Source organism: Methylobacterium gossipiicola, assembly GCF_900113485.1.
In the GTDB taxonomy this organism is placed as follows: Bacteria; Pseudomonadota; Alphaproteobacteria; order Rhizobiales; family Beijerinckiaceae; genus Methylobacterium; species Methylobacterium gossipiicola.
Map to the genome: position 1 here is coordinate 26,732 of NZ_FOPM01000019.1, position 25,483 is coordinate 52,214.

22 protein-coding genes and 2 tRNA genes are annotated in these 25,483 nt (G+C 69.8%); 10 read left to right on the forward strand and 14 right to left on the reverse strand.

The annotated features are described in order from the left end of the window. Positions 1-9 precede the first annotated feature (9 nt). Together BM249_RS15615 and BM249_RS15620 are read left to right on the forward strand one after the other, a co-directional pair. The gene (locus tag BM249_RS15615) at positions 10-336 is read left to right on the forward strand and encodes a HesB/IscA family protein (RefSeq protein ID WP_091973621.1); all 327 of its coding nucleotides are present in this window, start codon (positions 10-12) and stop codon (positions 334-336) included. Between the two features lie 131 nt (positions 337-467). Further along, positions 468-2,276 carry a hypothetical protein gene (locus BM249_RS15620; RefSeq protein ID WP_091973623.1) on the forward strand — a complete coding sequence of 603 codons (1,809 nt, stop codon included), beginning with the start codon at positions 468-470 and terminating at the stop codon, positions 2,274-2,276. 95 nt (positions 2,277-2,371) lie between these two features. On the opposite strand, the gene cuyB is transcribed toward BM249_RS15620, so the two are convergent. The 3 genes from cuyB to rnd all read right to left on the reverse strand — a co-directional run bounded on the left by cuyB (position 2,372) and on the right by rnd (position 5,179). Beyond that, on the reverse strand, positions 2,372-3,064 hold the full coding sequence (gene cuyB, locus BM249_RS15625) for a cysteate racemase (protein WP_091973626.1): 693 nt from the start codon (positions 3,062-3,064) through the stop codon (positions 2,372-2,374). A 76-nt stretch (positions 3,065-3,140) separates the two neighbouring features. Next, a complete protein-coding gene (locus BM249_RS15630) occupies positions 3,141-4,007 on the reverse strand; it encodes a LysR family transcriptional regulator (RefSeq protein WP_091973629.1) in 867 nt (288 codons plus the stop codon). Positions 4,008-4,027: 20 nt separating this feature from the next. Next, a complete protein-coding gene (gene rnd, locus BM249_RS15635) occupies positions 4,028-5,179 on the reverse strand; it encodes a ribonuclease D (protein ID WP_091973631.1) in 1,152 nt (383 codons plus the stop codon). A gap of 173 nt (positions 5,180-5,352) precedes the next feature. Between rnd and aspS the strand changes: the two genes are divergently transcribed. The 4 genes from aspS (at position 5,353) to BM249_RS15655 (ending at position 9,564) form a co-directional block, all read left to right on the forward strand. Beyond that, positions 5,353-7,167, forward strand: coding sequence for an aspartate--tRNA ligase (aspS, locus tag BM249_RS15640; protein WP_091973761.1), 1,815 nt, complete (start codon positions 5,353-5,355; stop codon positions 7,165-7,167). A 152-nt stretch (positions 7,168-7,319) separates the two neighbouring features. Then, positions 7,320-8,204 carry a glycosyltransferase family 2 protein gene (locus BM249_RS15645; protein ID WP_244528800.1) on the forward strand — a complete coding sequence of 295 codons (885 nt, stop codon included), beginning with the start codon at positions 7,320-7,322 and terminating at the stop codon, positions 8,202-8,204. After that, on the forward strand, positions 8,201-9,265 hold the full coding sequence (locus BM249_RS15650) for an acyltransferase family protein (protein WP_091973638.1): 1,065 nt from the start codon (positions 8,201-8,203) through the stop codon (positions 9,263-9,265). Before BM249_RS15645 ends, BM249_RS15650 begins: the two co-directional genes overlap by 4 nt. Continuing rightward, positions 9,262-9,564 carry a hypothetical protein gene (locus tag BM249_RS15655; protein ID WP_091973641.1) on the forward strand — a complete coding sequence of 101 codons (303 nt, stop codon included), beginning with the start codon at positions 9,262-9,264 and terminating at the stop codon, positions 9,562-9,564. The genes BM249_RS15650 and BM249_RS15655 overlap by 4 nt, the downstream gene beginning before the upstream one ends. Positions 9,565-9,579: 15 nt before the next feature. Here the strand turns inward: BM249_RS15655 and BM249_RS15660 are convergent, their stop codons facing one another. Together BM249_RS15660 and BM249_RS15665 are read right to left on the reverse strand one after the other, a co-directional pair. After that, positions 9,580-9,831: a DUF3297 family protein gene (locus BM249_RS15660; RefSeq protein WP_091973644.1), complete on the reverse strand. Its 252-nt coding sequence runs from the start codon at positions 9,829-9,831 to the stop codon at positions 9,580-9,582. Positions 9,832-9,880: 49 nt separating this feature from the next. Continuing rightward, positions 9,881-10,495: a CatB-related O-acetyltransferase gene (locus tag BM249_RS15665; RefSeq protein WP_091973647.1), complete on the reverse strand. Its 615-nt coding sequence runs from the start codon at positions 10,493-10,495 to the stop codon at positions 9,881-9,883. 84 nt (positions 10,496-10,579) lie between these two features. Between BM249_RS15665 and BM249_RS15670 the strand changes: the two genes are divergently transcribed. Beyond that, positions 10,580-12,913 carry an NADP-dependent malic enzyme gene (locus BM249_RS15670; RefSeq protein WP_091973650.1) on the forward strand — a complete coding sequence of 778 codons (2,334 nt, stop codon included), beginning with the start codon at positions 10,580-10,582 and terminating at the stop codon, positions 12,911-12,913. Between the two features lie 110 nt (positions 12,914-13,023). Here BM249_RS15670 and BM249_RS15675 read toward each other — a convergent pair whose 3' ends face one another. The 5 genes from BM249_RS15675 to BM249_RS15695 all read right to left on the reverse strand — a co-directional run bounded on the left by BM249_RS15675 (position 13,024) and on the right by BM249_RS15695 (position 15,820). Beyond that, the gene (locus BM249_RS15675; protein ID WP_091973653.1) at positions 13,024-13,932 is read right to left on the reverse strand and encodes a PhnA-like protein; all 909 of its coding nucleotides are present in this window, start codon (positions 13,930-13,932) and stop codon (positions 13,024-13,026) included. A gap of 327 nt (positions 13,933-14,259) precedes the next feature. Beyond that, positions 14,260-14,334, reverse strand: a tRNA-Gly gene (locus tag BM249_RS15680). A gap of 95 nt (positions 14,335-14,429) precedes the next feature. Next, a tRNA-Gly gene (locus BM249_RS15685) sits at positions 14,430-14,504 on the reverse strand. 123 nt (positions 14,505-14,627) lie between these two features. Then, entirely contained in the window at positions 14,628-15,119 is a 492-nt protein-coding gene (locus tag BM249_RS15690) for an NUDIX domain-containing protein (protein ID WP_091973656.1), read from the reverse strand. A 2-nt stretch (positions 15,120-15,121) separates the two neighbouring features. Continuing rightward, positions 15,122-15,820, reverse strand: a complete 699-nt coding sequence (locus tag BM249_RS15695; RefSeq protein WP_091973659.1) for a fumarylacetoacetate hydrolase family protein — start codon at positions 15,818-15,820, stop codon at positions 15,122-15,124. A gap of 125 nt (positions 15,821-15,945) precedes the next feature. Here BM249_RS15695 and BM249_RS15700 point away from each other — a divergent pair, with 125 nt between their 5' ends. The 3 genes from BM249_RS15700 to BM249_RS15710 all read left to right on the forward strand — a co-directional run bounded on the left by BM249_RS15700 (position 15,946) and on the right by BM249_RS15710 (position 19,284). Then, entirely contained in the window at positions 15,946-17,394 is a 1,449-nt protein-coding gene (locus BM249_RS15700) for an FAD-binding oxidoreductase (protein WP_091973663.1), read from the forward strand. Positions 17,395-17,658: 264 nt separating this feature from the next. After that, positions 17,659-17,952: a DUF2218 domain-containing protein gene (locus BM249_RS15705; protein WP_091973666.1), complete on the forward strand. Its 294-nt coding sequence runs from the start codon at positions 17,659-17,661 to the stop codon at positions 17,950-17,952. 57 nt (positions 17,953-18,009) lie between these two features. Then, positions 18,010-19,284, forward strand: a complete 1,275-nt coding sequence (locus tag BM249_RS15710) for an aminopeptidase (protein WP_091973669.1) — start codon at positions 18,010-18,012, stop codon at positions 19,282-19,284. Positions 19,285-19,414: 130 nt separating this feature from the next. On the opposite strand, the gene BM249_RS15715 is transcribed toward BM249_RS15710, so the two are convergent. From BM249_RS15715 to BM249_RS15730, 4 genes are all read right to left on the reverse strand, one after another. Further along, the gene (locus BM249_RS15715; RefSeq protein WP_091973672.1) at positions 19,415-20,365 is read right to left on the reverse strand and encodes a lipid A biosynthesis lauroyl acyltransferase; all 951 of its coding nucleotides are present in this window, start codon (positions 20,363-20,365) and stop codon (positions 19,415-19,417) included. 105 nt (positions 20,366-20,470) lie between these two features. Next, complete coding sequence (locus BM249_RS15720; RefSeq protein WP_091973675.1) at positions 20,471-21,493, reverse strand: zinc-binding dehydrogenase; 1,023 nt, start codon at positions 21,491-21,493, stop codon at positions 20,471-20,473. An 18-nt stretch (positions 21,494-21,511) separates the two neighbouring features. After that, positions 21,512-23,059 carry an exopolyphosphatase gene (gene ppx, locus BM249_RS15725; RefSeq protein WP_091973678.1) on the reverse strand — a complete coding sequence of 516 codons (1,548 nt, stop codon included), beginning with the start codon at positions 23,057-23,059 and terminating at the stop codon, positions 21,512-21,514. A 23-nt stretch (positions 23,060-23,082) separates the two neighbouring features. Next, positions 23,083-25,464: an RNA degradosome polyphosphate kinase gene (locus tag BM249_RS15730; RefSeq protein WP_244528804.1), complete on the reverse strand. Its 2,382-nt coding sequence runs from the start codon at positions 25,462-25,464 to the stop codon at positions 23,083-23,085. Positions 25,465-25,483: the final 19 nt, after the last annotated feature.

Sequence of the window (25,483 nt, forward strand, 5' to 3'; positions counted from 1 at the left end):
AGCATCACGATGGCCGACATCACCCTGACCCCACGCGCGGCGAAGCGCATCAACGAGATCATGGGAGCCGAGCCGCCCGGCGCGAGCCTGCGGATCAGCGTGAACGGCGGTGGCTGCTCGGGCTTCTCCTACGCCTTCGACATCGAGCGGGCACGGGCCGCCGACGACATCGCCATCGAGCGCGACGGCGCCACGGTCCTCGTCGACCCGATGTCGCTCGAATACATGAACGGGGCGGTCATCGATTTCGTGAACGACCTCATCGGCCAGTCGTTCAAGATCGAGAACCCCTTGGCCACCGCCTCCTGCGGCTGCGGCACATCGTTCTCCCTGTAACGGCCAAGCCCAAGACACCCCCAAGACGCCCCCAAGACGACGCGCCCGCGATTGCAACGGGCGCGAAAACGCGGCACGGATGCGCCCTCCCCTCTGAAGCGCCGTTCGCCAGCGATCCGGAAAACCCCCCCATGATCCCCTCGAAAGGTCGCCCCCTCCTGCGTTGGGCGACGGGCGCTTCGGCCTGCGTGCTCGTTCTCCTCGGTGCCGGTCTGCCCGAACGGTCAGGCGTCGCTTGGGCGCAGGAGGCGGCCTCCGCCGTCCAGGACGTGACCCTCACGGATGTGAGCCTGCCGCTTGGCGACACGGTGCTGAAAGCCCCGCGGGTCACGGTGAGCGGGACGCGCCTGTCGAAGGACGATCTCCTCGCCCTGCTCCGGCCCGGCCCCGAGCCCGTGGCGGCCCGCCTCGCCCGGCTCGATGCCGCGAGCCTCGTGATCCCGGAGTTGCGCTTCGAAGGCGCAGTCAAGGGAACGCGCGACAGCGTGACCTACAGCAACGTGATCGCCAAGGACGTGCGTGCCGGCCGGATCGCCGACCTCACCGCCACGGGGGCGATTCTCACCGTGGAGGGGGAGCGCAAGGGTGCCGGCTCCTACGGTCCGCTCCAGGCCACCGACCTCGACCTCACGGCGCTTGCCCGCCTCTACGCCGAATCGGGCGACGGCAAGGGTGCCCTGCAGCGGATCTACGGCGCCTTCTCCCTGTCGGATCTCGCCTTTGTCGACACGAACGGCACGGCGGTGAAGTTCGCCCGCATCCAGGGGCGCGACCTCAGCGCGCGCCCGGTTCCCGGCGGCTGGGCCGGCGCCCTCGCGACTCTCACAGCACCCGGCCTCGCCGAAGCGCCGCCGGCCACCCGCGCCAAGGCTTCGGCCACGGCGGCGGACCTCGCCGAAGCCGTGACGCTCGGCAGCTTCGAGGCCACGGGCCTCAGCGTGCAGCACACCAAGGGGCCGTCCCCCCTCGACCTTGGCATCGCCCGCATCCGTAGCGGGGGATCGGAGGCGAGCCTCGAGGACATCACCCTCACGAGCGGCGGCGTCACCGCGAAGGTGGCGCGCCTGTCCCTCAACGGCTTCTCCCTCGCCCCCACCATCGCGGCCCTGCGCACCTTCGCGGCGAAGCCCGACGCCACGGACGACGACCTGCGCCTGCTGACCCCGACGATCGGCACCTTGAGCCTGTCGGATCTCAGCCTCGACCTGCCCCGCGATCCGGCCGTGCCCGATCCGCTGGTGCAAAATCCCGCAGGGAAAACCGCGCCGATGCATATCGGCCTGCGCACGGCCGCGATGAATTTCGGCCCGCCCCGCGACGGCGTTCCCACCGCCGGGCGGATCGACCTCACGGGCCTGACCCTGCCGGCTTCCGCCGTTGCCGGCATCCCGGGCCTCGGCTCGCTGGGCCTCTACGGCTACGGCGACCTCGACCTCACGGCGGTGGCGGACACCAGCTGGGACGCGGCCACCAAGGAGCTGAAGTTCGGGGAAATCTCGATTTCCGGCAAGGACATGGGCACGGTGCGGATCAACGGCCTGCTCGGCGGCATCGGCCCGGAGGTGTTCGACACCGATCCCGGCGTCTCGGGCTTCGCCATGTTGTCGGCCACCGCCAAGGCCCTCGACGTGACGATCGAGAATACCGGCCTGTTCGAGCGCTTCATCGCAGCGCAGTCGAAGGTGCTCAGCCTCAAGCCCGAAGAGCTGAAGCAGGAATACGCCACGGCGAGCCTCTACGGCGTCCCGGCGATCCTCGGCAACGCGGCGGGCGCCAAGGCCATTGGCACGGCCATGAGCCAGTTCGTGGCCAAGCCCGGAAGCCTGTCGCTGCACATCCGCCCCAAGAACGGCACCGGGATCGGCATGCTCGAATTCAGCGCGGCCCCGACCCCGGCGGCGGTCCTCGACCGCCTCACCGTCGACGCCAAGGCGAACTGATCCAGCGTCCGCTGGATCGGCAAGCCCGCGCGGCACCTGAGCGAAGCCGCACTCCGCCATTCCGAAGGAATCAAACGGAGTTCGCATGAAAGCGGCTACGCGGCGAGGCGCGCGGGTGTGCCCGCGACGCAGGCTTCCGCAAGGGCCTGGGTCGCATCGAGGAGGGCGACTCCGAACGCTTCGTCCGATGCCGGGAGAGCGAGGGGAATCTCCGTGCAGGCGAGCACCACCTGCCGGCATCCCGCCGCGATCAGCCCGCGCGCCTGATCGCGCAAGGTGGCGCCGGCCTCCGCCACCCCGCCGGCCTTCACGAGGCGGATCGCCCGCATCACCGCCGCCTGATCGACGGGAGCCACGCAGGTGAAGCCGTGGCGGGCGAGGCGCCCGGTATAGATGCCGGCTTGCAAAGTCCCGGTCGTCGCCAGAACCCCGATTGGACCGCCGCGATATCCCCTGTCGAGCAGCTTTCCAGCAACCGCATCCACGATGTGGAGGATCGGGAGAGCCGTGCGGGCCTGGAGCGCGCCGTGCCAATGGTGGGCGGTGTTGCAGGGAATCGCGATGCGCGTGGCGCCGGCCGCCTCCAGCCGGCGCAGGCCCGCCAGCATGGCCGGCAGGGGATCGGGGCCGCCGTCGAGGATCGCCCGCGTCCGGTCGGGGATGTCGGAGGCCTGCAGCACCAGGGCGCCGGGATGGTCCTGGTCGCGCCCGGCCGGGGTCGCTTCCACGAGCTTGCGCATGAAGTCCACCGTGGCCATCGGCCCCATGCCGCCCAGGATCCCCAGCATCGCGTCCCCTCCGCTCCGTCGCGGCGCCAGACATGACGCGGCCTGCGCTTCAGGGCCAATGCCGTGTCGGAACGCCTTATGCGGAGGCCGCATAAGGTTCGGCGGCCGCCCACACCGCCTCGACGGCGGCGCGGGTCCGGGCGCGGTTGCGGTAGAGTCGGATCTCCAGGGGCACGTCCGCCCCCGTCGCCACCAGCCGGCCGTCGGTGAGGTCGCGGCTGACGAGGCTGCGCGGAACCCGGGCGAGGCCGTGCCCCTCCAGCGCCATGGCCTTCAGGGCCTCCGCCATGGCGTTGACGTGGGCGACACGCCCCGACGGACCCTCGCCCTTCGCCTCCGCGAACAGGCTCACGCGCCCGAGGAAGGTATCGGGCGCGTAGGCCAGGCGCGGCATCGGTGCGTCCGGGCAAGCCGGACTGTGCACGGCCACCAGGGCGTCACACCCGATCACGCGATGGGGATAGAGGTCCGGATCGAGGAGGATCGGCACGCTCGGGTGGTGGAAGGTGAGGAGGAAATCGTAGGCGCCCTCGGCCAGCGCCTGGAGGCAATCGTGAAAATCCCCCGCCAGCAAGCGCGTCCCGAGGGGGCCGGTGCGGGCTTCGATGCCCCGGAACCAAGCGGGAAAGAACGCGAGCGACAGGGTGTGCAGGGCGGCGACGCTCACCACGGCCCCGCCGGTTCCAGTGCCGGCGCGCAGGTCGAAGCGGCTCGCGTGCAGCATCCGCACGGTCTCCTCCGCGGTCTCGCGGAAGCGCCGGCCCGCCGGCGTCAGGTTAGTCGGATAGGTGCTGCGGTCGATGAGGCCGACGCCGAGCCAAAGCTCCAGGGCCTGGATGCGGCGGCTGAAGGCCGATTGCGTGACGTGGCGCGCCTCGGCCGAGCGGGAGAAGCTGCGGGTCTCGGCGAGGCTGAGGAAATCCTCCAGCCATTTCAGCTCCACCGCGTGCTCCCCGGCGGCTCTTAATTCAGTTCGCGGACTACGACCCGGCCACGCTCGGCCGAGAGGGCGAGGCGGCCGGCCTTGAGGGCCAGCGCCTTCTCGCCGAATATAGCCCGGCGCCAGCCGTGCAACACCGGTACGTCCGCCGCGTCGTCGTCCGCGATGGCTTCGAGGTCGTCCACGGAGGCGATGATCTTCGGGGCGACGCCTTCGGTCTCGCACACGGCTTTCAGCAGCACCTTGAGGAGTTCGACGAGCGCCCCGTTGCCGCCGCGGCCGCGGCTGCGCTCCGGCAAGGCGATGTCGGCGAGATCGCGGGCGAAGCCCCGCTCCACCGCCGCCAGGATGTCGGTGCCCGTGCGAGAGCGCTCGAAGCCGGCGGGAATCGAGCGCAGGCGCCCCAGGGCCTCGACGCTGCGGGGGGCGGCGGTGGCGACGTCGATCACCGCCTCGTCCTTAAGGATGCGCCCGCGCGGCACGTTGCGGCTCTGGGCCTCGCGCTCGCGCCAGGCGGCGACCTCGATGAGCACGGCGATCTCGCGGGGCTTGCGCATCCGACCGGCGAGGCGCCGCCAGGCCGAGGACGGATCGGCCCGGTAGGTCTCGGGCGAGGTGAGCACGCTCATCTCCTCGTCGAGCCACTCGCCCCGGTCGGTGGAGAGGAGCTGGCCCGCCAGCACTTCGTAGACCTTCACGAGGTGGGTGACGTCGGACAGGGCGTAGGAGAGCTGCGCGTCGGAGAGCGGCCGGCGCGACCAGTCGGTGAAGCGCGAGGACTTGTCGATCTTGGCCTTGGCGACGTCGTTGACGAGTTGTTCGTAGGAGACCGAATCACCGTAGCCGCACACCATGGCGGCCACCTGTGTGTCGAAGAACGGCTGCGGCAGCAGGCCACCGAGCAGCCAGATGATCTCGAGATCCTGCCGCGCGGAGTGGAACACCTTCACCACGCCCTCGTCGGCCATCAGGGCGAAGAACGGCGCCAGATCGAGGCCGGGGGCCAGGGGATCGACGAGCGCACCCGATCCGTCCGGTCCCGCCATCTGGATGAGGCAGAGCTTGGGATAATAGGTCGTCTCGCGCATGAACTCCGTGTCGACGGTGACGAAGGGTTGCGCGGCGAAACGGGCGCAGGCATCGGCCAGCGCCGGCGTGGTCGAGATCAGGTCCATGAAAATCGGCTATATCGGAGGTTGACGCCGCGCGCGAGATCGGAACACCGAAACGAAGTGGATGCCGCGCGGGCTGCAGGCGACCCGCCGTATGCGCGTTCGCCTTGACTTCGCTCCCCCCGCGTGAATGGTGCGGCGCTCAATCCCAAGAGCCCGTGATGCAACAGCCCGCCATGCACCGTTACCGGACCCACACCTGCGGGGCGCTGCGCCCCTCGGACGTCGGCCAGACCGTCCGCCTCTCGGGCTGGTGCCACCGCATCCGCGACCATGGCGGCGTGCTGTTCATCGACCTGCGCGATCATTACGGCCGCACCCAGTGCGTGGTGGATTCGGACTCGAAGGCCTTCCAGGCCGCGAACCTCGCCCGCTCCGAGTGGGTGATCCGCATCGACGGCCGCGTGCGCACCCGGCCCGCCGGCACCGAGAACGCGGACCTGCCCACCGGCACCGTCGAGGTCTACATCGACGAGATCGAGGTGCTGGGTCCGGCCGGTGAGTTGCCGGTGCCGGTGTTCGGCGACCAAGAATATCCCGAGGAGACGCGGCTGAAGTACCGCTTCCTGGATCTCCGCCGCGACAAGCTGCACGCCAACATCATGAAGCGCGGCGCGATCATCGATTCGCTCCGCCGCCGCATGCGCGAGGGCGGGTTCTTCGAGTTCCAGACCCCGATCCTCACGGCGTCCTCTCCGGAGGGCGCGCGCGACTACCTCGTGCCGTCCCGCGTCCACCCGGGTAAGTTCTACGCCCTGCCGCAGGCGCCGCAGCAGTTCAAGCAGCTGACGATGATCGCCGGCTTCGACCGCTACTTCCAGATCGCGCCATGTTTTCGCGATGAGGATGCCCGCGCCGACCGGAGCCCGGGCGAGTTCTACCAGCTCGATATCGAGATGAGCTTCGTCACGCAGGAAGACGTATTCCAGTCCGTCGAGCCGGTGCTGCGCAGCGTCTTCGAGGAATTCGCCGACGGCAAGCGCGTCACGCAAGAGTTCCCGCGCATCCCCTACGCCGAGGCGATGCTGAAATACGGCGTCGACAAGCCGGACCTGCGCAACCCCCTGATCATCGCCGACGTGACCGATGCGTTCGCCCGCGAGGACGTGGCGTTCAAGGCGTTCAAGGGCGTGATCGCGTCGGGCGGCGTGGTGCGGGCGATCCCCGCCACGGGCGCCGCCACGCAGCCGCGCTCGTTCTTCGACAAGCTCAACGACTTCGCCCGCTCCGAAGGCGCCCCCGGCCTCGGCTACATCGTGTTCGAGGATGTCGACGGCGTGCTGACCGGCAAGGGTCCCATCGCCAAGTTCATCCCGGCCGAGGTGCAGGCGCTCATCGCCGAGACCACGGGCACGAAGGCGGGCGACGCGGTGTTCTTCTCCGCCGGCACCGAGGCCAAAGCGGCGGCCCTGGCCGGCAAGGCCCGCAACCGCATCGCCGACGAACTGAACCTCTCCGACAAGGATCAGTTCGCGTTCTGCTGGATCACCGACTTCCCGATGTACGAGTGGAACGAGGACGACAAGAAGATCGACTTCTCCCACAACCCGTTCTCGATGCCGAACTTCGACCGCGAGGCGTTCCTTGCCCTCGACCCGGCGGACGAGACGACGATTCTCGGCATCAAGGCGTTCCAGTACGACATCGTCTGCAACGGCACCGAACTGTCGTCGGGCGCCATCCGCAACCATCGCCCCGAGGTGATGGAGAAGGCCTTCGGTCTGGCCGGCTACGGCCAGGAGGTGCTGGAGGAGAAGTTCGGCGGCATGCTCAACGCCCTGAAGCTCGGCGCCCCCCCGCACGGCGGCATCGCTCCGGGTATCGACCGCATCGTCATGCTGCTCTGCGGCGAGCAGAACCTGCGCGAGGTGGTGCTATTTCCCATGAACCAGCGCGCCGAGGATCTGATGATGGGCGCCCCCGCCGAGGCGACCCCGAAGCAGCTGCGCGAACTTCACATCCGCCTGAACCTGCCCGAGAAGAACGCCTGAGGGCAGACTCTTCTCGCCTCCTGTCCGACGGGAGGCGGGGAAGAACATTCCAGGCAGGGCCTCGTCCTGAGGTGCTCAAAGCGCGGCGGATGCCCGAGACACCGCCGCGCTCCCTGGAACCTCCTTCGAGGCCGCACAGGAGACGCCGAGCCGTGCCGAGTCTCGTCGCCATCGTCGTCACCCATGACAGCGCGGAGGCCCTGCCCGGCTGCCTCGCGGCGCTCGCCGCCGAGCACGTACCGGCCCTCGTCGTCGACAATGCCAGCCGGGACACGTCCGTGGCGGTGGCCGAGGCGGCGGGCACGCACGTGGTGCGGATGCCCCGCAACGAGGGCTACGGGCGGGCCAACAACCGGGGCGTCGCCGCCGCATCCCAAGCCGAGCGGGTCCTCATCCTCAACCCCGACGTGACCCTGCGCCCCGGCGCCGTCGATGCCCTGCTCGCCGCCGCCCGCGCCTATCCCGATGCGGGGCTGCTCGCCCCACGCCTCACGGAGCTGGACGGGCGGTTCTTCTACCAGCCGCGCTCGCTCCTCGCCCCCTATCTCACCAACCCGAAGGGCAAGCGCGCCCTGCCCGAGGGCGATGCCTGCGCGCCGTTCCTGTCCGGCGCCTGCCTGATGATCCGCCGCGACCTGTTCCTGGCGCTCGGCGGCTTCGACCCGAACCTGTTCCTGTTCTACGAGGACGACGACCTCTGCCGGCGGGTGGCGGATGCGGGCCACGCCCTCGTGCATGTCCACGGGGCGGAAGCCTTGCACGGGCGCGGGCGCTCGTCGACGCCGGAACCCGGCCGGGTGTTCCGCACCCGCTGGCATCAGGCCTGGTCGCGGGCCTACGTCGCGCGGAAATACGGCCTGCCCGATCCGAGTCCCGGCATGCTCGCCGTGAACATGCCGAAGGCGGCGCTGGCGCGCCTCATCCGCCATCGCCCCCTGTGGGAGCGCTACGGCGGTTCGGCCGCAGGGGCCCTCGCCGCCCTGCGTGGCCACACGGCTTTGGCCCGCGAGGGCTTGGCCCGCGAGGGGCGGCCGTGAGCGCGCCGACCTTCGGGCAGGCCCTCGACCGGCCTCACAACGGCTTCTCCGCCCTGCGCCTCGTCCTGGCGGTGGCGGTGGTGGTCTCGCATGCCTTCAGCGTCGGCAGCGGCGATCGCCTCAATGAACCCCTGGCGCGAGCGACGGGCTATTCCCTCGGAGCCCACGCGGTGAACGGGTTCTTCGCGGTCTCGGGCTTCCTCGTCGTCATGAGCCTGGAGCGGCGCGGCCCCCGCGCCTATGCCGTCGCCCGCGCCCTTCGCATCCTACCGGGCGTCTTCGTGGCGACCCTGATGATCGCCCTCGTCCTTGGCCCCGCCCTCACTCGCCTACCCGTCGGAGCCTATTTCGCCGATCCCGGCCCGTGGCGATTCATCGGCGAAACGCTCACCCGCTTCAAGAGCAACATCCCGCTGCCGGGGGTGTTCGCCGACAACCCCTACCGCATGCCGCTCGGCACAGTCTGGACCCTGAAATACGAGGTGCTGTGCTATCTCGGTCTGCTCGTCGTCGGTCTCGCGGGCCTGCTGCGGCCCGGCCCGGCCCTTGCTCTCGTGGCGGCCCTCGCCCTCGGCTTCGCCCTGGCGGGCTTCCTCTATCCCGACCTATCCGAAGGCGCGCAGACGCGCGTTCGTCTGGCCCTGCTGTTCACCTCCGGCGCGGCCCTCTATCTCTGGCGCGACCGCCTGCGACACCGGGTCTGGCCGCTGGCCGTCCTGGCCCTCGCCGCAGCCCTGTTTCAGGGGACGCCCCCGTATCGACCGCTCCTCTGCCTCGCCGAGGCCTACGGAGCGATCTGGCTGGCCCTGAGCCCGGCCCTCGCCCGCCCAGCCTTCGAGCCCCGCGCCGATCTCTCCTACGGCATCTACCTCTACGGTTGGCCGATTCAGCAGAGCCTGCAATCCGGACTGCCGGGGGCCTCGCCCTGGCTGCTCCTGCCCATCGCCCTGGCCCTCACGGGCTTCGTGGCGCTGGTGTCCTGGATCGCCGTCGAGCGGCCGGCCCTGCGACTCAAGGCGCGGATGCCGCGCGCGCGGCAGCGTCGGGTGGCCCCATCGTGAGCGCCCTCTCCCCACAGGCAGCCCTGGCCCAGGCGGTAGCCCGCATCGTCGCACACGGCTTCACGGTGATCGCCAGCAACACCCGGGGCGACAGCCACTACCTCAGGCCCGAGGGCTGCGCCTTTGCCCTGCGCGTCTCCAACCACGCCCGCACGCCGAAGCAGCGCAAGAACCACCCCGACGCCATCGTGAGCCTGGTTATCCGCATGCCGCAGACGGAGCGCAGCGTGGATGCCCTTGTGGAACAGGCCCTGCGGAATTTCGCCGGAGCACGGCGAACCCGCGAGGCAGGCGACTAGCCCGCCCGGGCACCCTCAGCCCTCGGCCGGCTCATCGCGAAAATACGGCTCGACCGGGCCCTTCAGCTTCACCGTCATGGGGTTGCCGGCCCGGTCCAGGGTCTTGCCGGCGGAGAGGCGCACCCAGCCCTCGCTGACGCAGTATTCCTCGACGTTGGTCTTCTCGACGCCCTTGAAGCGGATGCCGATGCCGCGTTCGAGGAGCTTCTCGTCGTAGAACGGGCTGTTCGGGTTCACGGCGAGGCGGTCGGGAAGCGTGTCGGACATCGTCGGTCGGCCCTGTCGATGGGTTCGAAGGGGAAAGCGGTTAAGGGATTCAGGCGCCGCCCGCAACGTCGAGGGCCCGTAGCGCCGCGATCAGGTCGTCCGTGCGCCCGCTCTGGAGCAGGGGCACGAGGCCCGCCACCGTTGCGTGCGGCCGGTCCCACCACGCGGTGTCGAGGAGCGCTGCCACGGTTTCGGGGTCGAAGCGGTGGCGGACCACCCGGGCGGGGTTACCGGCCACCACGGTATAGGCCGGCACGTCCCGGCTCACCACCGCGTGGGCCGCCACCACGGCGCCGTGGCCGATGGTGACACCCGACAGGATGAGACACCCCGACCCGAGCCAAACATCGGAGCCGATGACGACGTCGCCGCGCGAGGCGTGGTAATCGCCCGGCGCGTCGACCCCGGGCCACAGGCCCGGCAGGGCGGCGAACGGATAGGTCGAAACCCAGTCGAGGCGGTGGCCACCGCCGAGCAGGATCTCGACCTTGTCGGCGATGGAACAAAACCGCCCGATCGTCAGCCGTCGCCCGGATTCGGGAAACCGCACCTTCGGACGTCCATAAGAGTAAGCGCCGATGGAGAATCCGTGTTTTCGCGCCTGCCGGGCAAGGTGAATCCGGGTCTCGTTGCTCGGGTTGCGCCCACTCCGCAGGCGGTGCAACAGAGCTTTCAACCGAGGCACCCCGGCTCCCACCGGAACGGTGCTGCAACGCGCGAGCGGCGCGACTTCCAGGGAGTGAGGCCCATGGGCGACAACATGTCCGACGATCTCAAGTCCGGGGCACTCGTCTACCACCGCCTGCCACGCCCCGGAAAGCTCGAGATCCAGGCCACCAAGCCGCTCGGCAACCAGCGCGACCTCGCCCTGGCCTATTCCCCCGGCGTCGCCGCCGCCTGCGAGGCCATCGCGGCCGATCCGCAGGAAGCCGCCACCCTCACCATCCGCCAGAACCTCGTCGCCGTCCTCACCAACGGCACGGCGGTGCTGGGCCTCGGCAACATCGGCCCCCTGGCCTCGAAGCCCGTGATGGAGGGCAAGGCGGTCCTGTTCAAGAAGTTCGCCGGCATCGACGTGTTCGACATCGAAGTCGATCAGAACGACGTGAGCAAGCTCGTCGACGTGGTCTGTGCCCTGGAGCCGACCTTCGGCGGCATCAACCTCGAGGACATCAAGGCTCCCGAGTGCTTCGAGGTCGAGGAGCAGTGCCGGGCGCGGATGAACATCCCGGTCTTCCATGACGACCAGCACGGCACCGCCATCATCGTGGCGGCGGCCGTCCTCAACGCCCTCGAACTCTCCGGCAAGCAGCTCGCAGACGTCCGCATCGTCACGTCGGGCGCGGGTGCGGCGGCGCTCGCCTGCCTCAACCTCCTCGTCTCCCTCGGCGCGAAGGTCGAGAACATCACCGTCACCGACATCAAGGGCGTGGTCTACAAGGGCCGCGCCGAGCTCATGGACCGGTGGAAGGACGTCTACGCGAAGGAGACGGAGGCCCGTACCCTCGCGGAGGTCATTCCGGGGGCCGACGTGTTCATCGGCCTCTCGGCCGGCGGGGTGCTCAAGCCCGAATACCTCGAGAAGATGGCCCCCAATCCGCTTATCATGGCGCTGGCCAACCCCTACCCCGAGATCATGCCCGATCTCGCCCAGGAGAAACGCCCCGACGCGATGATCTGCACCGGGCGCTCGGACTTCCCCAACCAGGTCAACAACGTCCTGTGCTTCCCCTACATCTTCCGGGGAGCGCTCGATGTCGGCGCCACCTCGATCAACGAGGAGATGAAGCAGGCCGCCGTGAAGGCCATCGCGGCGCTGGCCCGCGAGACGCCCTCGGACGTGGTGGCCCGCGCCTATGGCGGCGAGGCCCGGCCGTTCGGCCCGCGCTCCCTGATCCCGAGCCCGTTCGATCCGCGCCTGATCCTGCGCATCGCCCCAGCGGTGGCCCAGGCCGCCATGGACTCGGGCGTGGCCGGCCGGCCCCTGGAGAACCTCCAGGCCTATGCCGACAGCCTCGACCGGTTCGTGCACCGCTCCGGCTTCATCATGAAGCCGATCTTCTCCAAGGCGAAGGAGTGCCCGAAGCGCGTCATCTACTCCGAAGGTGAGGACGAGCGCGTCCTGCGCGCCGCCCAGGCTCTCACAGAGGACCGGGTGGCCCGGCCGATCCTGGTGGGCCGCCCCCGCGTCATCGAGACCCGGATCAAGCGCTTCGGCCTCACCCTGCGCCAGGGCGAGCACTTCGACCTCATCGATCCCGAGGACGATCCGCGCTACCGCGACTACGTCGCCACCTACCTCGACGTCGCGGGCCGGCGCGGCATCACCCCCGATGCCGCCCGCACCCTGGTGCGGACCAACACCACGGTGATCGGCGCCATCGCCGTGCGCCGGGGCGAGGCCGATGCCCTGATCTGCGGCCTGGAGGGCCGGTTCGAGACCCGCCTGCGGGTGATCCGCGACGTGATCGGCATGGCGCCGGGCGTCCTCGATTTCGCCGCCATGAGCCTCATCGTCACGAAGAAGGGCGCCTACTTCCTCGCCGACACCCACGTGCGGCCCGATCCCTCGGCGGAAGAGATCGCCGACGTGGCGGTGGCCTGCGCCGAGCACGTGCGTCGCTTCGGCCTCACCCCGAAGATCGCCCTGCTCAGCCACTCGGATTTCGGCCAGTCGGATTCGCGCTCGTCCCTCAAGATGCGCTCGGCGCTGGGCCTCATCCGGACCCGCGCCCCGGACCTGCAGGTCGACGGCGAGATGCAGGCCGACACGGCCCTGTCCGAGCTCATCCGCGACCGGGTGATGCCGAGTTCCTACCTCAAGGGCTCGGCCAATGTGCTGATCCTGCCGAACCTCGATGCGGCCAACATCGCGTTCCAGTTCGCCAAGGTGCTGGCCGACGCCCTGCCGGTGGGGCCGCTGCTCATCGGCCCGGCCAAGCCCGCCCACATCCTGTCGCCTTCGGTGACGGCGCGCGGCATCGTCAACATCACCGCCGCCGCCGTGGTCGAGGCCCAGGCCGGCGATGTCGCCACGACGACGGCCCTGGCCGAGCCCGGCGCCGCACCGGTGGCGGAGTAACGACCCGCTCGCCACGGCGAAGCCCCCCAAACAAGGAAGGCCCCCGGAGCGATCCGGGGGCCTTCTTTCGTTCCGGTATCGCCGCCGGCCAAAACCGACGGGTGGTGGGATCAGTCGCGGCGCAGGCCGTCGACCCGGGCCGGCGAGACGGCTCCGAAGCGGCCGCCGAGGAAGGCCGCGAGGGCGCCGAGGACGAGGGCGAGGGCGCCGTAGAGCGCACCCTGCGCGGCCGCCTTGCGGGCGGTCTCGGCGGCGGCGGTGGCCTTCTGCTTAGCCTCGGCGGCGGTCTGCTCATACTGCTTGCGATAGTTCTGAACCTGGGCCTTGGCCTCCTCGGGGGAGATGTTCTGCGCCTTGGCGAGGGCCTCCGTGGCGCGGGCCTCGGCCTCGGCCTGCTGGGCCGCGTCACCCGAGAGGTAGGCGCGCACGGCCTGAGCGGCGGTGTCGCGCAAGGCGGCCGGGTCCTGGCCGTTGGAGGTCTGTCGCACCTGCTTCTCGATACCGTCGAGGGGATTCGTCACCTTGGTGAGGGACGGCGCGGCGGTCTGGGCCGCCGTCTGGGCGGCACCGCCGAGGGCCGAACCCGCACCACCGATCACGCTCGACAGGCCGCCGAAGGCGCCACCGACGAGGCTGCCGGCCGCCGAGGTGAGCAGATAGACAATGACCAGGGTGGTGACCGCCCAGGAGACGAGGCCGTGATAGGCGCTGGTTCCGCCAGCCGGCTTGCCCGACAGGCGCCCGGCGAGGAAGCCGCCGACGAGCGAGGCGACGATGCCCGAGCCGACCCACCACAGACCGGCGCCCGTGGACAGGCCGGCAAGGGACGGCGTGTCGTTGCCCGTGGTGTCGAGGGTCGCCATGCCGATACCGAGGCCGACCATGTTGAGGATCATCTGCGCCACGAGGGCGAGGATGGCCCCGGCGAAGATCGCGCCCCAGGAAACCTGATTCAGCAGGACGGTGCTGTGGGGCTCGATGCTGGTGGCGACGGGCGTGCGTACGGGTGTGACGGCCAAGGGGAACTCCTGGGAAAACGGTCGTGAACGTGAGCCTGGATACGCCCGGCCCTGGGGATGGGCGCGGCATCCGGGACGCGAAGGCTGAGACGATGGAACGGATGACATAAAAGCGGGCACACCCTGCCCGATCGCGCGTCACCGCCCGGCCCTGCCCTCCCAACGTGCGGTTCCGCAAATTGTTCGCGACGTTTTGCCGTTCTTCAGCCCGGACGGGGATTTTCGACAGGCCGGGGCTATGGCGCCGCAGCAGCGGCGGATAAAGTCCCAAACGCAAAAACGGCCCGTAAGGACCGTTCAAACGAGATACAGATTTCTTAAAAAGAATGGAGCGGGCGAAGGGATTCGAACCCTCGACCCCAACCTTGGCAAGGTTGTGCTCTACCCCTGAGCTACACCCGCTCACACCACGATGGTAGCCTGGGGCTGCCTCGTGTTATTCTCTCCTGTAATGTCCCGACCTCAAGAGCCGCGACCTCGCTTCGTCTCGGTTCAACTGGAGCGGGCGAAGGGATTCGAACCCTCGACCCCAACCTTGGCAAGGTTGTGCTCTACCCCTGAGCTACACCCGCTCACAACCGCGCCGCTGGTGGAGAGAACCGCCGGCGGCCCCGGACGGCGTCTCTAAACACCATTCCGCGGAGCGTTGCAAGTGCCCCTGCGACGATTCCATAGCCGGCGCGCCGGCCGACCCGTTACCACCGCGCGGCGGGCGGCGTGCCGTCGCGGATTTCGGTGAGGCGGGCCTGGGTGGCTCTCGTCGTCCCGGCCGGCAGGGCGTCGAGGGGGAAGAAGCCACATTCGGCGATTTCCCGGTCCGCCGGCTTCGGTCCCGCCACCCGGAAGGCGGTCGCCACGTAGAGCGCGACGTGGTCGCGACCGGCCGCCGCCTCGTTGTGGTAGAACCCATGCAGGCGCAGGCCCTGCCCCGAATCGACCAGACCCCGCCCAGGACCGACGATAATCTCGGCCTCCTCGCGGAACTCACGGAGCATCGCCGCCACGGCGCTTTCCCCCACCTCGACGCCGCCGCCGGGCAGGTGCCAGCCGGGCACGTAGGTGTGGCGCACGAGGCAGACGCGGCCCTGCGCATCGATGGCGGCGCCCCGCACCCCCAGGGTCATCCCGCGCGTCGCGAGGGCACCGAGGTGGAACAGCCGCCGCAGGAGGGGCCGGTCGAGCAGCATCCTCACACCACCCGGAGTTCGATGGCGCCGAGTCCGTCGATGGCCGCCCGCATGGACTGACCCCGCGCCACGGCGCCGACCCCCGAGGGCGTGCCAGTGAAGATGAGGTCGCCCGGATGCAGGGTGAAATAAGCCGACAGGTAGGCGATCTGCTCAGGGATAGTCCACAGCATGTCCGAGAGATCGCCGCGCTGGCGCTCCGTACCGTCGACGTCGAGGGTGATGGCGCCGCGGGCCGGGTGCCCGATGGAGGAGGCCGGATGCAGGGGTCCGATGGGCGCGGAGGCATCGGCCGCCTTGGCCAGATCCCAGGGCCGGGCGAGGCGCTTGGCTTCGTCCTGAACATCGCGGCGGGTCATGTCGAGGCCGACGGCGTAGCCGTAGACGTGGTTGAGGGCGGCGGCGGGCGCGATGTCGGCGCCCCCCACCGACAGGGCCGCCACCATCTCGACCTCGAAATGGTAATTCTCCGTCCGCGGCGGATAGGGATGGTCGATCGCCTCCGGGCCGGTCACGATCTGGAGGGCATCGGCGGGTTTCATGAAGAAGAACGGCGGCTCGCGCTCGGGGTCCTTGCCCATCTCGCGGGCATGCGCCGCATAGTTGCGCCCGACGCAGTAGACGCGCCGCACGGGAAACAAGTCCGCGCTGCCGACGATGGGCAGGGCGATACGCGGCGGATTGGGAATCACGGACAGCATCGCCTGGGGACCTCCGGTTCTGACGGCGCTCCACCCTGCACGGAGGCCTTTCGCCCCCTATCATAGGAGGAGCACCCGGCCGTGCCATCCCGGATGCGCCTCGAGACCGTCTCGCGAGATCACCCGTGCCCGCCTCCCCCGACCTCCTCGCCGCCCTGACCGACCGCCTCGGGGCGGCCCACGTGCTCACGGCGCCGGACGAGACGGAGCCCTACCTCGTCGAGACGCGCGGGCTGCATCGCGGCCGCGCTCTGGCCGTTGCGCGCCCGGCCGATACGGCGGAGGTCGCCGCCGTGGTGGCGCTGTGCGCCGAGGCCGGGGTGCCGGTGGTGGCGCAGGGTGGCAACACCGGCCTCGTCAGCGGCGGCGTGCCCCAGGGCGGCCTCGTCCTGTCGCTCGCCCGCCTCGACAGGGTGCGAGCCATCGATGCCACGAACGCCACCATCACGGTGGAGGCGGGCGTTCCCCTGGCGGAGGTCCAGGCGGCGGCGGACCGGGCCGGCATGCTGTTTCCCCTGTCGCTCGCCTCAGAGGGCTCGTGCCGCATCGGCGGCAATCTCGCGACCAATGCGGGCGGCACGGCGGTGCTGGCCTACGGCAACGCCCGCGACCTCGTCCTCGGCCTCGAAGTCGTGCTGGCCGACGGCAGGGTCTGGAACGGCCTCAAGGCCCTGCGCAAGGACAATGCCGGCTACGACCTCAAACACCTCTTCGTCGGTTCGGAGGGGACGCTCGGGATCATCACGGCGGCGGTCCTGAAGCTGTTCCCGAAACCCGCGAGCCGGGGCGTCGGCTTCGTCGGCCTCGCCGATCCGACCGCCGCGCTGGCCCTGTTCGAACGCTTGCGCGACCGGGCCGGGCACGATCTCACCGCCTTCGAGGTGATCCCGCCCTTCGGCCTCGAGATCGTGCTACGCCACACGCCCGGCGCGACGGCGCCGCTCTCCGGCCCGCACGGCACCTATGCCCTCGTGGAATTCTCCTCGACGCGGGTCGACGCCCCGGCCGGCGAGGCCCTCGCGGCGGCCCTCCAAGAGGCCCTGGAGGCCGGTCTCGTGGAGGATGCGGCCCTCGGGGCCAGCGAGGCTCAGAACCAGGCCCTGTGGGCGTTGCGTGAAAACCTCTCCGAGGTGCAGCGGCGCGAGGGGGGCTCGATCAAACACGATGTCTCGGTGCCGCTGTCGCGCCTGCCCGAATTCCTCGCCACCGCGACCCGAGCCTGCGAAGCGGCGATGCCGGGTCTGCGGGTCTGCGCCTTCGGGCATTTCGGCGACGGCAACATCCACTTCAACCTGAGCCAGCCCGTCGGCATGGACCGCGCGGCCTTCCTCGGGGAATGGAGCCGCTTCAACCGCATCGTGCACGACGTGGTCCATGCCTTGGGCGGCTCCATCGCGGCCGAGCATGGCATCGGCCTGATCAAGCGCGACGAACTCGTCCGCTACGCCGACCCCGTCGCCCTCGACCTCATGCGCCGCCTCAAGACGGCCTTGGATCCGCATGGCCTCCTCAATCCGGGCAAGGTGGTGGTGCCGGAGGGCGACGCCGGACCACCACCCTTGCCATCCGGCTGACACGGACGATGTTTTGCCGGAACCGGAACACCCCTTGCAAACTTATCATTGTGCGTCGCACCAAATCCGGCCAGATTGTTTTTCGCGACGCGCCATGAATTGGACGCCAATGGCGCCAAGGATGTGTGCGGATGGTGGTTTTGCGGACGGTGCGGTGCGGCAGGTTACCCAGCCTTAACCCCTGCACCGCTTCAATCACCCCAAGGATCTGACCGCGCTGCGACGCGATATCGCCCCGGTGGGGGCACGAAGGAGACTCTGACGATGCCGATTTCCCAGGCGCGCGTTCCCACGGCCGAAGCGAGCCGCTACCTCAAACAGCTCTGCCGGCACTGGAGCCACAAATTCCCCGTTGAGGCCACGGAGGCCGCCGGCCGCGTGCCGTTCGGCGACGACCGGGTCTGCACCTTCGAGGCCGAGGCCGATGCCCTGCTGATGAAGGTCGCGACCCCCGATCCGGCGGCCCTGACGCGCCTCGAGAACGTGGTCTCGGACCACCTCCTGCGTTTCGCCTTCCGCGAGAACCTCGGCGAGATCACCTGGTCGCGCGCCGCTTGACCTGCGCTTCCGAGACCTGATTTTGGGGAGACCGAAGTCGGGCGAAGGAGACGCGGCATGGACACACACGGACAGACCGGCGGAACGGGTACGGCCCCGACGGTCCATGCGGAGCGTCTGGAGCGCCTCGCGGAAGTCGCCGTGAAGGTCGGTCTCGGGCTGCGGCCCGGCCAGGAACTCGTGATCACGGCGCCCCTGGAGACCGTCCCCCTCGTGCGGGCGATCACAGAGCAGGCCTACCGGGCCGGCGCCTCCCTCGTCACGACGTTCTATTCCGACGATGCCGCCACCCTGGCGCGGTTCGCCCACGCGCCGGAGGAGGCCTTCGACACCGCCGCCGGCTGGCTTTATGCCGGCATGGCGGAGGCCTACCGCAACGGCGCCGCGCGCCTCGCGGTGGCCGGCGACGACCCGTCGCTCCTCGCCGGCCAGGACACGGCCCGGGTGTCGCGCGCCAACCGGGCGCGCTCGAAAGCCTACGTGCCGGCCCTCGAACTCATCGCCAACTTCGCCACGAACTGGACCATCGTCTCGGCCGCGACCACGCCCTGGGCCCGCACGGTGTTCCCGGATCTCCCCGAAGAGGCCGCCGTGGCCCGCCTGTGGGACGCGATCTTCGCCGCCTCGCGGGTCGACGGTCCCGACCCCATCGCCGCCTGGGACGCGCACAACGCCGCCCTCCACGCGCGCATGGGCGCCCTCAACGCCCATCGCTTCGCAGCCCTGCGCTTCACCGGTCCCGGCACCGACCTCACCGTGGGGCTCGCCGACGACCACGAATGGTGCGGCGGCGCCTCGGTCTCGCGCAACGGCATCACCTGCAACGCCAATATCCCCACCGAGGAGGTGTTCACCACGCCTCACAAGGACCGGGTGGACGGCGTCGTCACCAGCACCAAGCCCCTGTCCTACCAGGGCACGCTCATCGACGGCATCACGGTGCGGTTCGAGGGCGGACGCATCGTCGAGGCCGAGGCCCGCACGGGCGGCGATGTCCTGGCCAAGGTGCTGGAGACCGATGAGGGCGCCCGCCGCCTCGGCGAAGTCGCCCTGGTGCCGGCCTCTTCCGCCATCTCGGCCTCGGGGCTGCTGTTCTACAACACCCTGTACGACGAGAACGCCGCGAGCCACATCGCGCTCGGCCAAGCCTACAGCAAGTGCTTCATCAACGGCGGCGCGGACTTCAGCGAGGACGATCTCGCGGCGCGCGGCGCCAACCGCAGCCTCATCCATATCGACTGGATGATCGGCTCGGCCGAGATCGACGTCGACGGCCTCACGGCGGAAGGCCGGGCGATTCCGGTCATGCGCGCCGGCGAGTGGATCGACTGAGTCTTGGTCCTGGGATTCCAAAGGGCAAGCCCTTTGGCGGGTGTCGGGCAGAGCCCGACGAAGACTCCAGGGCCAGTGTCTCAAGATACTTGCCTGAACCCGCGAAGGGCTTGGCGCTTCGAACACCGGATCAAGCGGCCGGGGCCTTGGGCTTCGGCAGCATGGACGGGCGCCAGCGGCGGTGCATCCACAGCCACTGGCCGGGATTCTCGCGGATCCAGTCCTCGACCACGCGGGTCATGGCCTGCATGGCGCCCTGGACGTCGATGGCGCCGGTGGCGTCGCGCGGCAGCTCGAGGGGCGGGGTGAGTTCGAGGGAAAAGCGCGCGCCCTCGCCCCGCACCACCCGGACGCCGTGGACCGGGCATTCGTAGTGCCGGGCGAGCTTGCCGAGCAGCGGATTGACGAGGACGGGGCGGCCGAAGAACTCGACCACGACGCCCCGGGTGAAATGCTGGTCGATGAGCTGGCCGAGGTGGCCGCCGCGCTCCACCACGCCCTGCATGGCGAAGACGGCGCCCTGCCCCGCCGCCGCGAGACCGCCCATGGTCTGGCGACGCACCTCCTGAACGAGGCGGGCCGAGGCCGCGTCGTTGGGCGGGCGGAAGATCGCCGTGGCGTCGAGGCCGTAGCGGGCGGCGCAGATCGCCGGCAACTCCCAGTTGGCGAGGTGTGCCGAGAAGATGAGCCCCGGCTTGCCGTCGTCGCGCAGATCCGCGAAGTGGCCCTCCCCCGAGACCTGCATGCGCTGGCTCGCCGGATCGCTCTCGTCGAAATCAAACAGGGTGTGCAGGTGGGCGTATTCGGCGCCCGTGCGCCCGAGATTGTCCCAGGCCTGCGCCGCGAGCGCCCGACGCGCCGCCGGATCGAGGTCCGGAAACGCGAGGGCGAGGTTGGCCATGGCCGTGCGATGGGCCGGCAGGAACGGGCCGATGATGCGGACGAGGCGCCCGCCGACCCGGCTCGCCCGATCGGTTCCGAGGCGGCGTGCCAACCAGAACAGGGTTCGGATCAGGGGGATCATCGCCAGCCCGGCGAGGCGTGGAAGGTGACGTTTCAAGACCAGGGCGAGACGAAGCAAGGCGGTTCCCGTGCGGGGGAGCGCTCCGGACGACGCTCCACCCTCCCCGCTTAGATCATTTTTTCGCGGCGGTGCACCCTTACGGCTCTTTGTCGTCCGTCGACCTTACAGGGTGACGAGAATCTTGCCGAAGACCTGGCGTGATTCGAGGCGCTCCAGCCCTCGCGCGAAATCCGCCAGCGGCAGCACCGTATCGACGACGGGGGTGAGGCCCTCGGCCATCTTGGCGAGCGATTGGCGGATGTTGGCGATCGAGCAGCCGAACGAGCCGGTGATGCGGTATTGCTGCTGGAACAGCTGCATCAAATTCATGGTGGTGGAGACGCCCGAGGTCGAGCCGCAGGTGACGAGGCGCCCGCCGCGCTTGAGGCACAGGAGCGAGCCGTTCCAGGTGTCGGGGCCGACATGCTCGAACACCACATCGACGCCCTTGCGCTTGGTCAGGCGGCGAACCTCGCCCTCGAAGCGTTCCTCCCGGTAGTTGATGACGTGGTCGGCCCCCAAGACCCGTGCCTTCTCGCCCTTCGCGTCGTCGCCCACCGTGGTGAACACCGTGCAGCCGATGGCTTTCGCCATCTTGATCGCCGCCGTGCCGATGCCGGAGCCGCCGGCATGCACGAGGACGCTCTCGCCGGGTTCGAGCTTGGCGTTGTCGAACAGCATATGCTGCACGGTGCCGAAGGCGATGGGTGCGCAGGCGGCATCCGTGAAGCTCACGCCGTCCGGGATCGGCACCACGAGGCGGGCCGGCATGGTGACCCGTTCGCGGGCGAAACCGTCGATGTGGAAGCCCATGACACCGGCGACGTCCTCGCAGAGGTTGTCGCGCCCCTCGCGGCAAGCCCGGCAATGACCGCAGGTCTGGGCGCCATAGAGAGCCACGCGGTCGCCCACGCGCAGATCCGTGACGCCCTCGCCGACACAGGCGATCTCGCCCGCCGCTTCCGCTCCCACGGTGAGGGGCAGCTTGCGCTTGGCGAAGGCCATGCCGCGAAAGCCCCAGACGTCGATGAAGTTGAGGCCGACGGCGCGCACCCGGACCTGGACCTCGCCGGGGCCGGGCGCCGCCGGAGCCTCGATGTCGGTCACGCGCAGGTCGCGGTCGCCGAAGAGTTGGAGGGCTTGCATGGGTCTCGATCCGGACAATCAGGCGACCGCGAGGCGACCGTCGAGGCCGATGACGCGGCCGACGCCGCGCACGCGGCCGAGGATACGGTCGCCCGCCAGGGCCTCGCGATTGGCCGGCAGGGTGAGGACGACGCGGCCATCCGCGATCTCGATGGGCAAACTGCTCAAGGTCCCTTCCATCCCGGCCGTCAGCGGGAAGGCGAGGCGCAGGAGGGCGCCGAGCAGGCGGGCGCGGTCGAACAGCCGGGCTCCGGCGAGGCCGCGCAGCATCGGGCTCGCCTTCTCCGGTGCGACGCCCTCGTGACGGAAGTAGACCGCGAGCGCCAGATAGGCCCGCCCCGGATGGTCGATGCCGACGAAGGCCGCATGGGTGATGACGTTGACGCTCTGCTCGCCGCGATAGTCGGGATGTGCCCGCCAGCCGATATCCGAGAGCAGGCAGGCCGCGTGGCGCAGGCGGCGCTCGTCCGCCGTCTCCGGCCCGTCGAGGGTGGCGATGAACCGGTCGGTCCAGGCGATGAGGTCGGCGGCATGGCCCGGCGAGCGGGCGCGCTGGACGTTGAGTTCCGCCGCCGCCACCAGCAGGGGGTCGGCCAGGCGCGCATCGCGGTCGAGGCGCTCGTAGAGCAGGCCCTCGCGCACCCCGGCGGCCGAGACCGCGAGTTCGCGTGGTCGCCCGACCCGGAGGATTTCCTCCAACACCACGGCACCGTAGGCGAGGAGCGGCCGGCGCGCCTCGGAGACGCTCTCGACGTCCTGGAGCAGGGCCGCGTCCGTGCGCTCCACCACTTCGAGGAAGTTCAGCTCGTCCGAGGGCTCGACGCTGTAGCCGTGCATGACATGGAGTGGGTAGCCGCGCGCGGCCTGATGCAGGCGCGCCAGGGCTCGCCAGGTGCCGCCGACGGCGTAGAAGCTGCGCCCCCGCAGGGTCTCGAGTTGCGGGGCGGCCTTCTTCAGGTGCTCGCGGACGATCTTGATGGCCTTCTTGGGCGAATTGCCCGAGAGGTCCTGCAGGGCGAGGCCGCCGAGGGGCATCGTCACGCCCATGCCGACGGTGGCGCCGCGCACGTCCACGAGTTCGAGGGAGCCGCCGCCCATGTCACCGACGACACCGTCCGGCGCATGGAAGCTCGACACGACGCCGAGGGCCGACAATTCGGCCTCGCGCCGCCCCGACAGGAGTTCGATGGGGTGTCCGCAGGCGGCTTCCGCCGCCGCGAGGAATTCCGGTCCGTTGGCGGCATCGCGCGCCGCGGCGGTGGCCAGCACGAACACCCGCGTCACGTGCATGATCTGGCACATGATCCGGAAGCGGGCCAGCGCCACGAGGGCGCGTTGGACCGCCTCTTCGTTGAGGCGGCCCGTGGTGAGCACATTGCGGCCCAGCCCGCACAGCACCTTCTCGTTGTAGAGAGGCGTCGGCGCCCGGGTCAGCCCGTCATAGGCGACGAGCCGCACGGAGTTCGAGCCGATGTCGATGATGGCCACGGGCTCGCGCCGAACCAGGGTCGAGACGGACTCGACGCCGGTATCGACAGGGGCGGGGCCGGCATGGTGGAGAGCCATGCGAGTTCCTTCGGAAGCGGTCGTCAGGCGCGTTGAGCCCGGCGGCTCAAGGCACGGGGACTCGATTTCTTCGAGGACTTGCCGCGCCCGGACAGGCTCGGATTCGTCATGAAGTACTTGTGCGCGTTGAACGGCTCCTCGCCCTCGGCCGGCTGGATCCGCTCACTCGCACCGGAGGCCAGTACACGCCAGCTCTGCCGGTTGTCGAGGAGGTTGGCCAGCATGATCTGATCCAGCACCTGCTGATGCACCGTCGGGTTGGTGATCGGCAACAGGGCTTCGACCCGGCGGTCGAGGTTGCGGCTCATGAGGTCGGCCGACGAAATGTAGACCGTGGCCTTCGGGTGGGGCAGGCCGACGCCGTTGCCGAAGGCGTAGATCCGCCCGTGTTCGAGGAAGCGCCCGACGATGGATTTCACCCGGATCGTCTCCGACAGGCCGGGGATGCCGGGCCGCAGGCAGCAGATGCCCCGCACGACGCAGTCGATCTGCACGCCGGCGGCGCTGGCATCGTAGAGGGCGTCGATGATCTGCGGATCGACCAGCGAGTTGCACTTGATCCAGATCGCCGCCGGGCGCCCGGCCTTGGCGTGGGCGATCTCGGCCTCGATGTTCTCCAGCAGGCGCGGCTTCAGGGTCAGGGGCGAGACCGCCATGCGCTCGAGCCCGGCGGGCTCGGCGTAGCCGGTGATGTAGTTGAAGATGCGCGAGACGTCGCGGGCCACCACCGGGTCGGCGGTGAAGAACGACAGGTCGGTGTAGATGCGCGCCGTGATCGGGTGATAATTGCCCGTCCCCACGTGGCAGTAGCTCACGAGCTTGTCGCCCTCGCGACGCACCACCATCGACAGCTTGGCGTGGGTCTTGAGTTCGACGAAGCCGAACACAACTTGGGCGCCGGCCTTTTCGAGGTTGCGCGCCCAGCGGATGTTGGCCTCCTCGTCGAAGCGGGCCTTCAGTTCGACGAGGGCGGTCACCGACTTGCCGAGTTCGGCGGCTTCCGCCAGCGCCGCTACGATGGGGGAGTTCGAGGAGGTGCGGTAGAGGGTCTGCTTGATCGCCACCACGTTGGGGTCGCGGGCGGCTTGGGCGAGGAACTGCACCACCGCGTCGAACGACTCGTAGGGGTGGTGGACGATGAAATCTTTCTGCCGGATGGCGGCGAACACGTCGCCGCCGCTCTCGCGGATGCGCTCGGGAAAGCGCGGATTGTAGGCCTTGAACTTCAATTCCGGCCGGTCGATTCCGACGATTTGCGACAGCTCGTTCAGGGCCAGCATCCCCTCCGTGAGGAACACGGCATCGGGGCCGATCTCGAGCTCGTCGGTCACGAAGGCGCGCAGATCCTCCGACATGCCGGCTTCGACCTCGAGGCGGATGACGACGCCGCGCCGGCGCTGCTTCAGGGCCGTTTCGAAATGCAGGACGAGGTCTTCCGCCTCCTCCTCGATTTCGAGATCGGAATCGCGGATCACCCGGAACGCCCCGTGCCCGCGTAGGACATAGCCGGGGAACAGCCGCCCGGTGAACAGGACGATGACCTGCTCGATGGCGATGAATCGCGCCGTGGGGTCGCCCTCGGAATCGGGCAGGCGCACGAAGCGGTCGACCAGGGCCGGCAGGCGAATCAGGGCGCGCAGCACCCGGCCGTCGCGCGGACGCATGAGCATCAGGGCGATGGTGGAGCCGAGATTCGGGATGAACGGGAACGGGTGGGCCGGATCGATGGCGAGCGGCGTCAGCACGGGTAGGACGTGGCTGAGGAAATACTCCTCCAGCCAGACCTTGTGCTCGGGGGTGAGGCCGAGGGGCTCCACGAGTTCGATGCCAACGCCGAGGAGTTCGCCGCGCAATTCGCGCCAGCGCTGCTGCTGGTCGAGGGCGAGGCGCGACACGTCGGTGCCGACGCGGGCGAGCTGCTCGGCCGGGCTCAGACCGTCCTGCGAGGGCGCGACGAGGCCGGACCGGACCTGATCGTGCAGGCCGGCGACACGCACCATGAAGAATTCGTCGAGGTTGTTGGCCGAGATCGAGAGGAAGCGCAGCTGTTCGAGCAGCGGATGGTTGGGGTTGGACGCCTCCTCCAGCACCCGGCGGTTGAACTGCAACCAGGACAGTTCGCGGTTGACGAATCGCTCGGGGGAATGACGAAGGGCCAAGCCGGCCTCGCGCACGGTGCCGCGGGCATCCGCCTCGGCGGGACGCGCGGGCTCCGGCTCGGCCACGGGCGCCTCCGCCAGGGGCAGATCGACATCGGGGGCCGCATCCACCGGGATGTCGGAGGCGGCGGCCCTGTCCCGGGCGACGCGCTTCGGCGCCGGCCGCGCGGACCGGGGCCGGGCCGTCGTCGGCACGCCCTCACCCGCGTTGGGGCCGATTTCCGATGCGGGCGCGTCCGTTTCCATATCCGCCAAGGGACTTCTC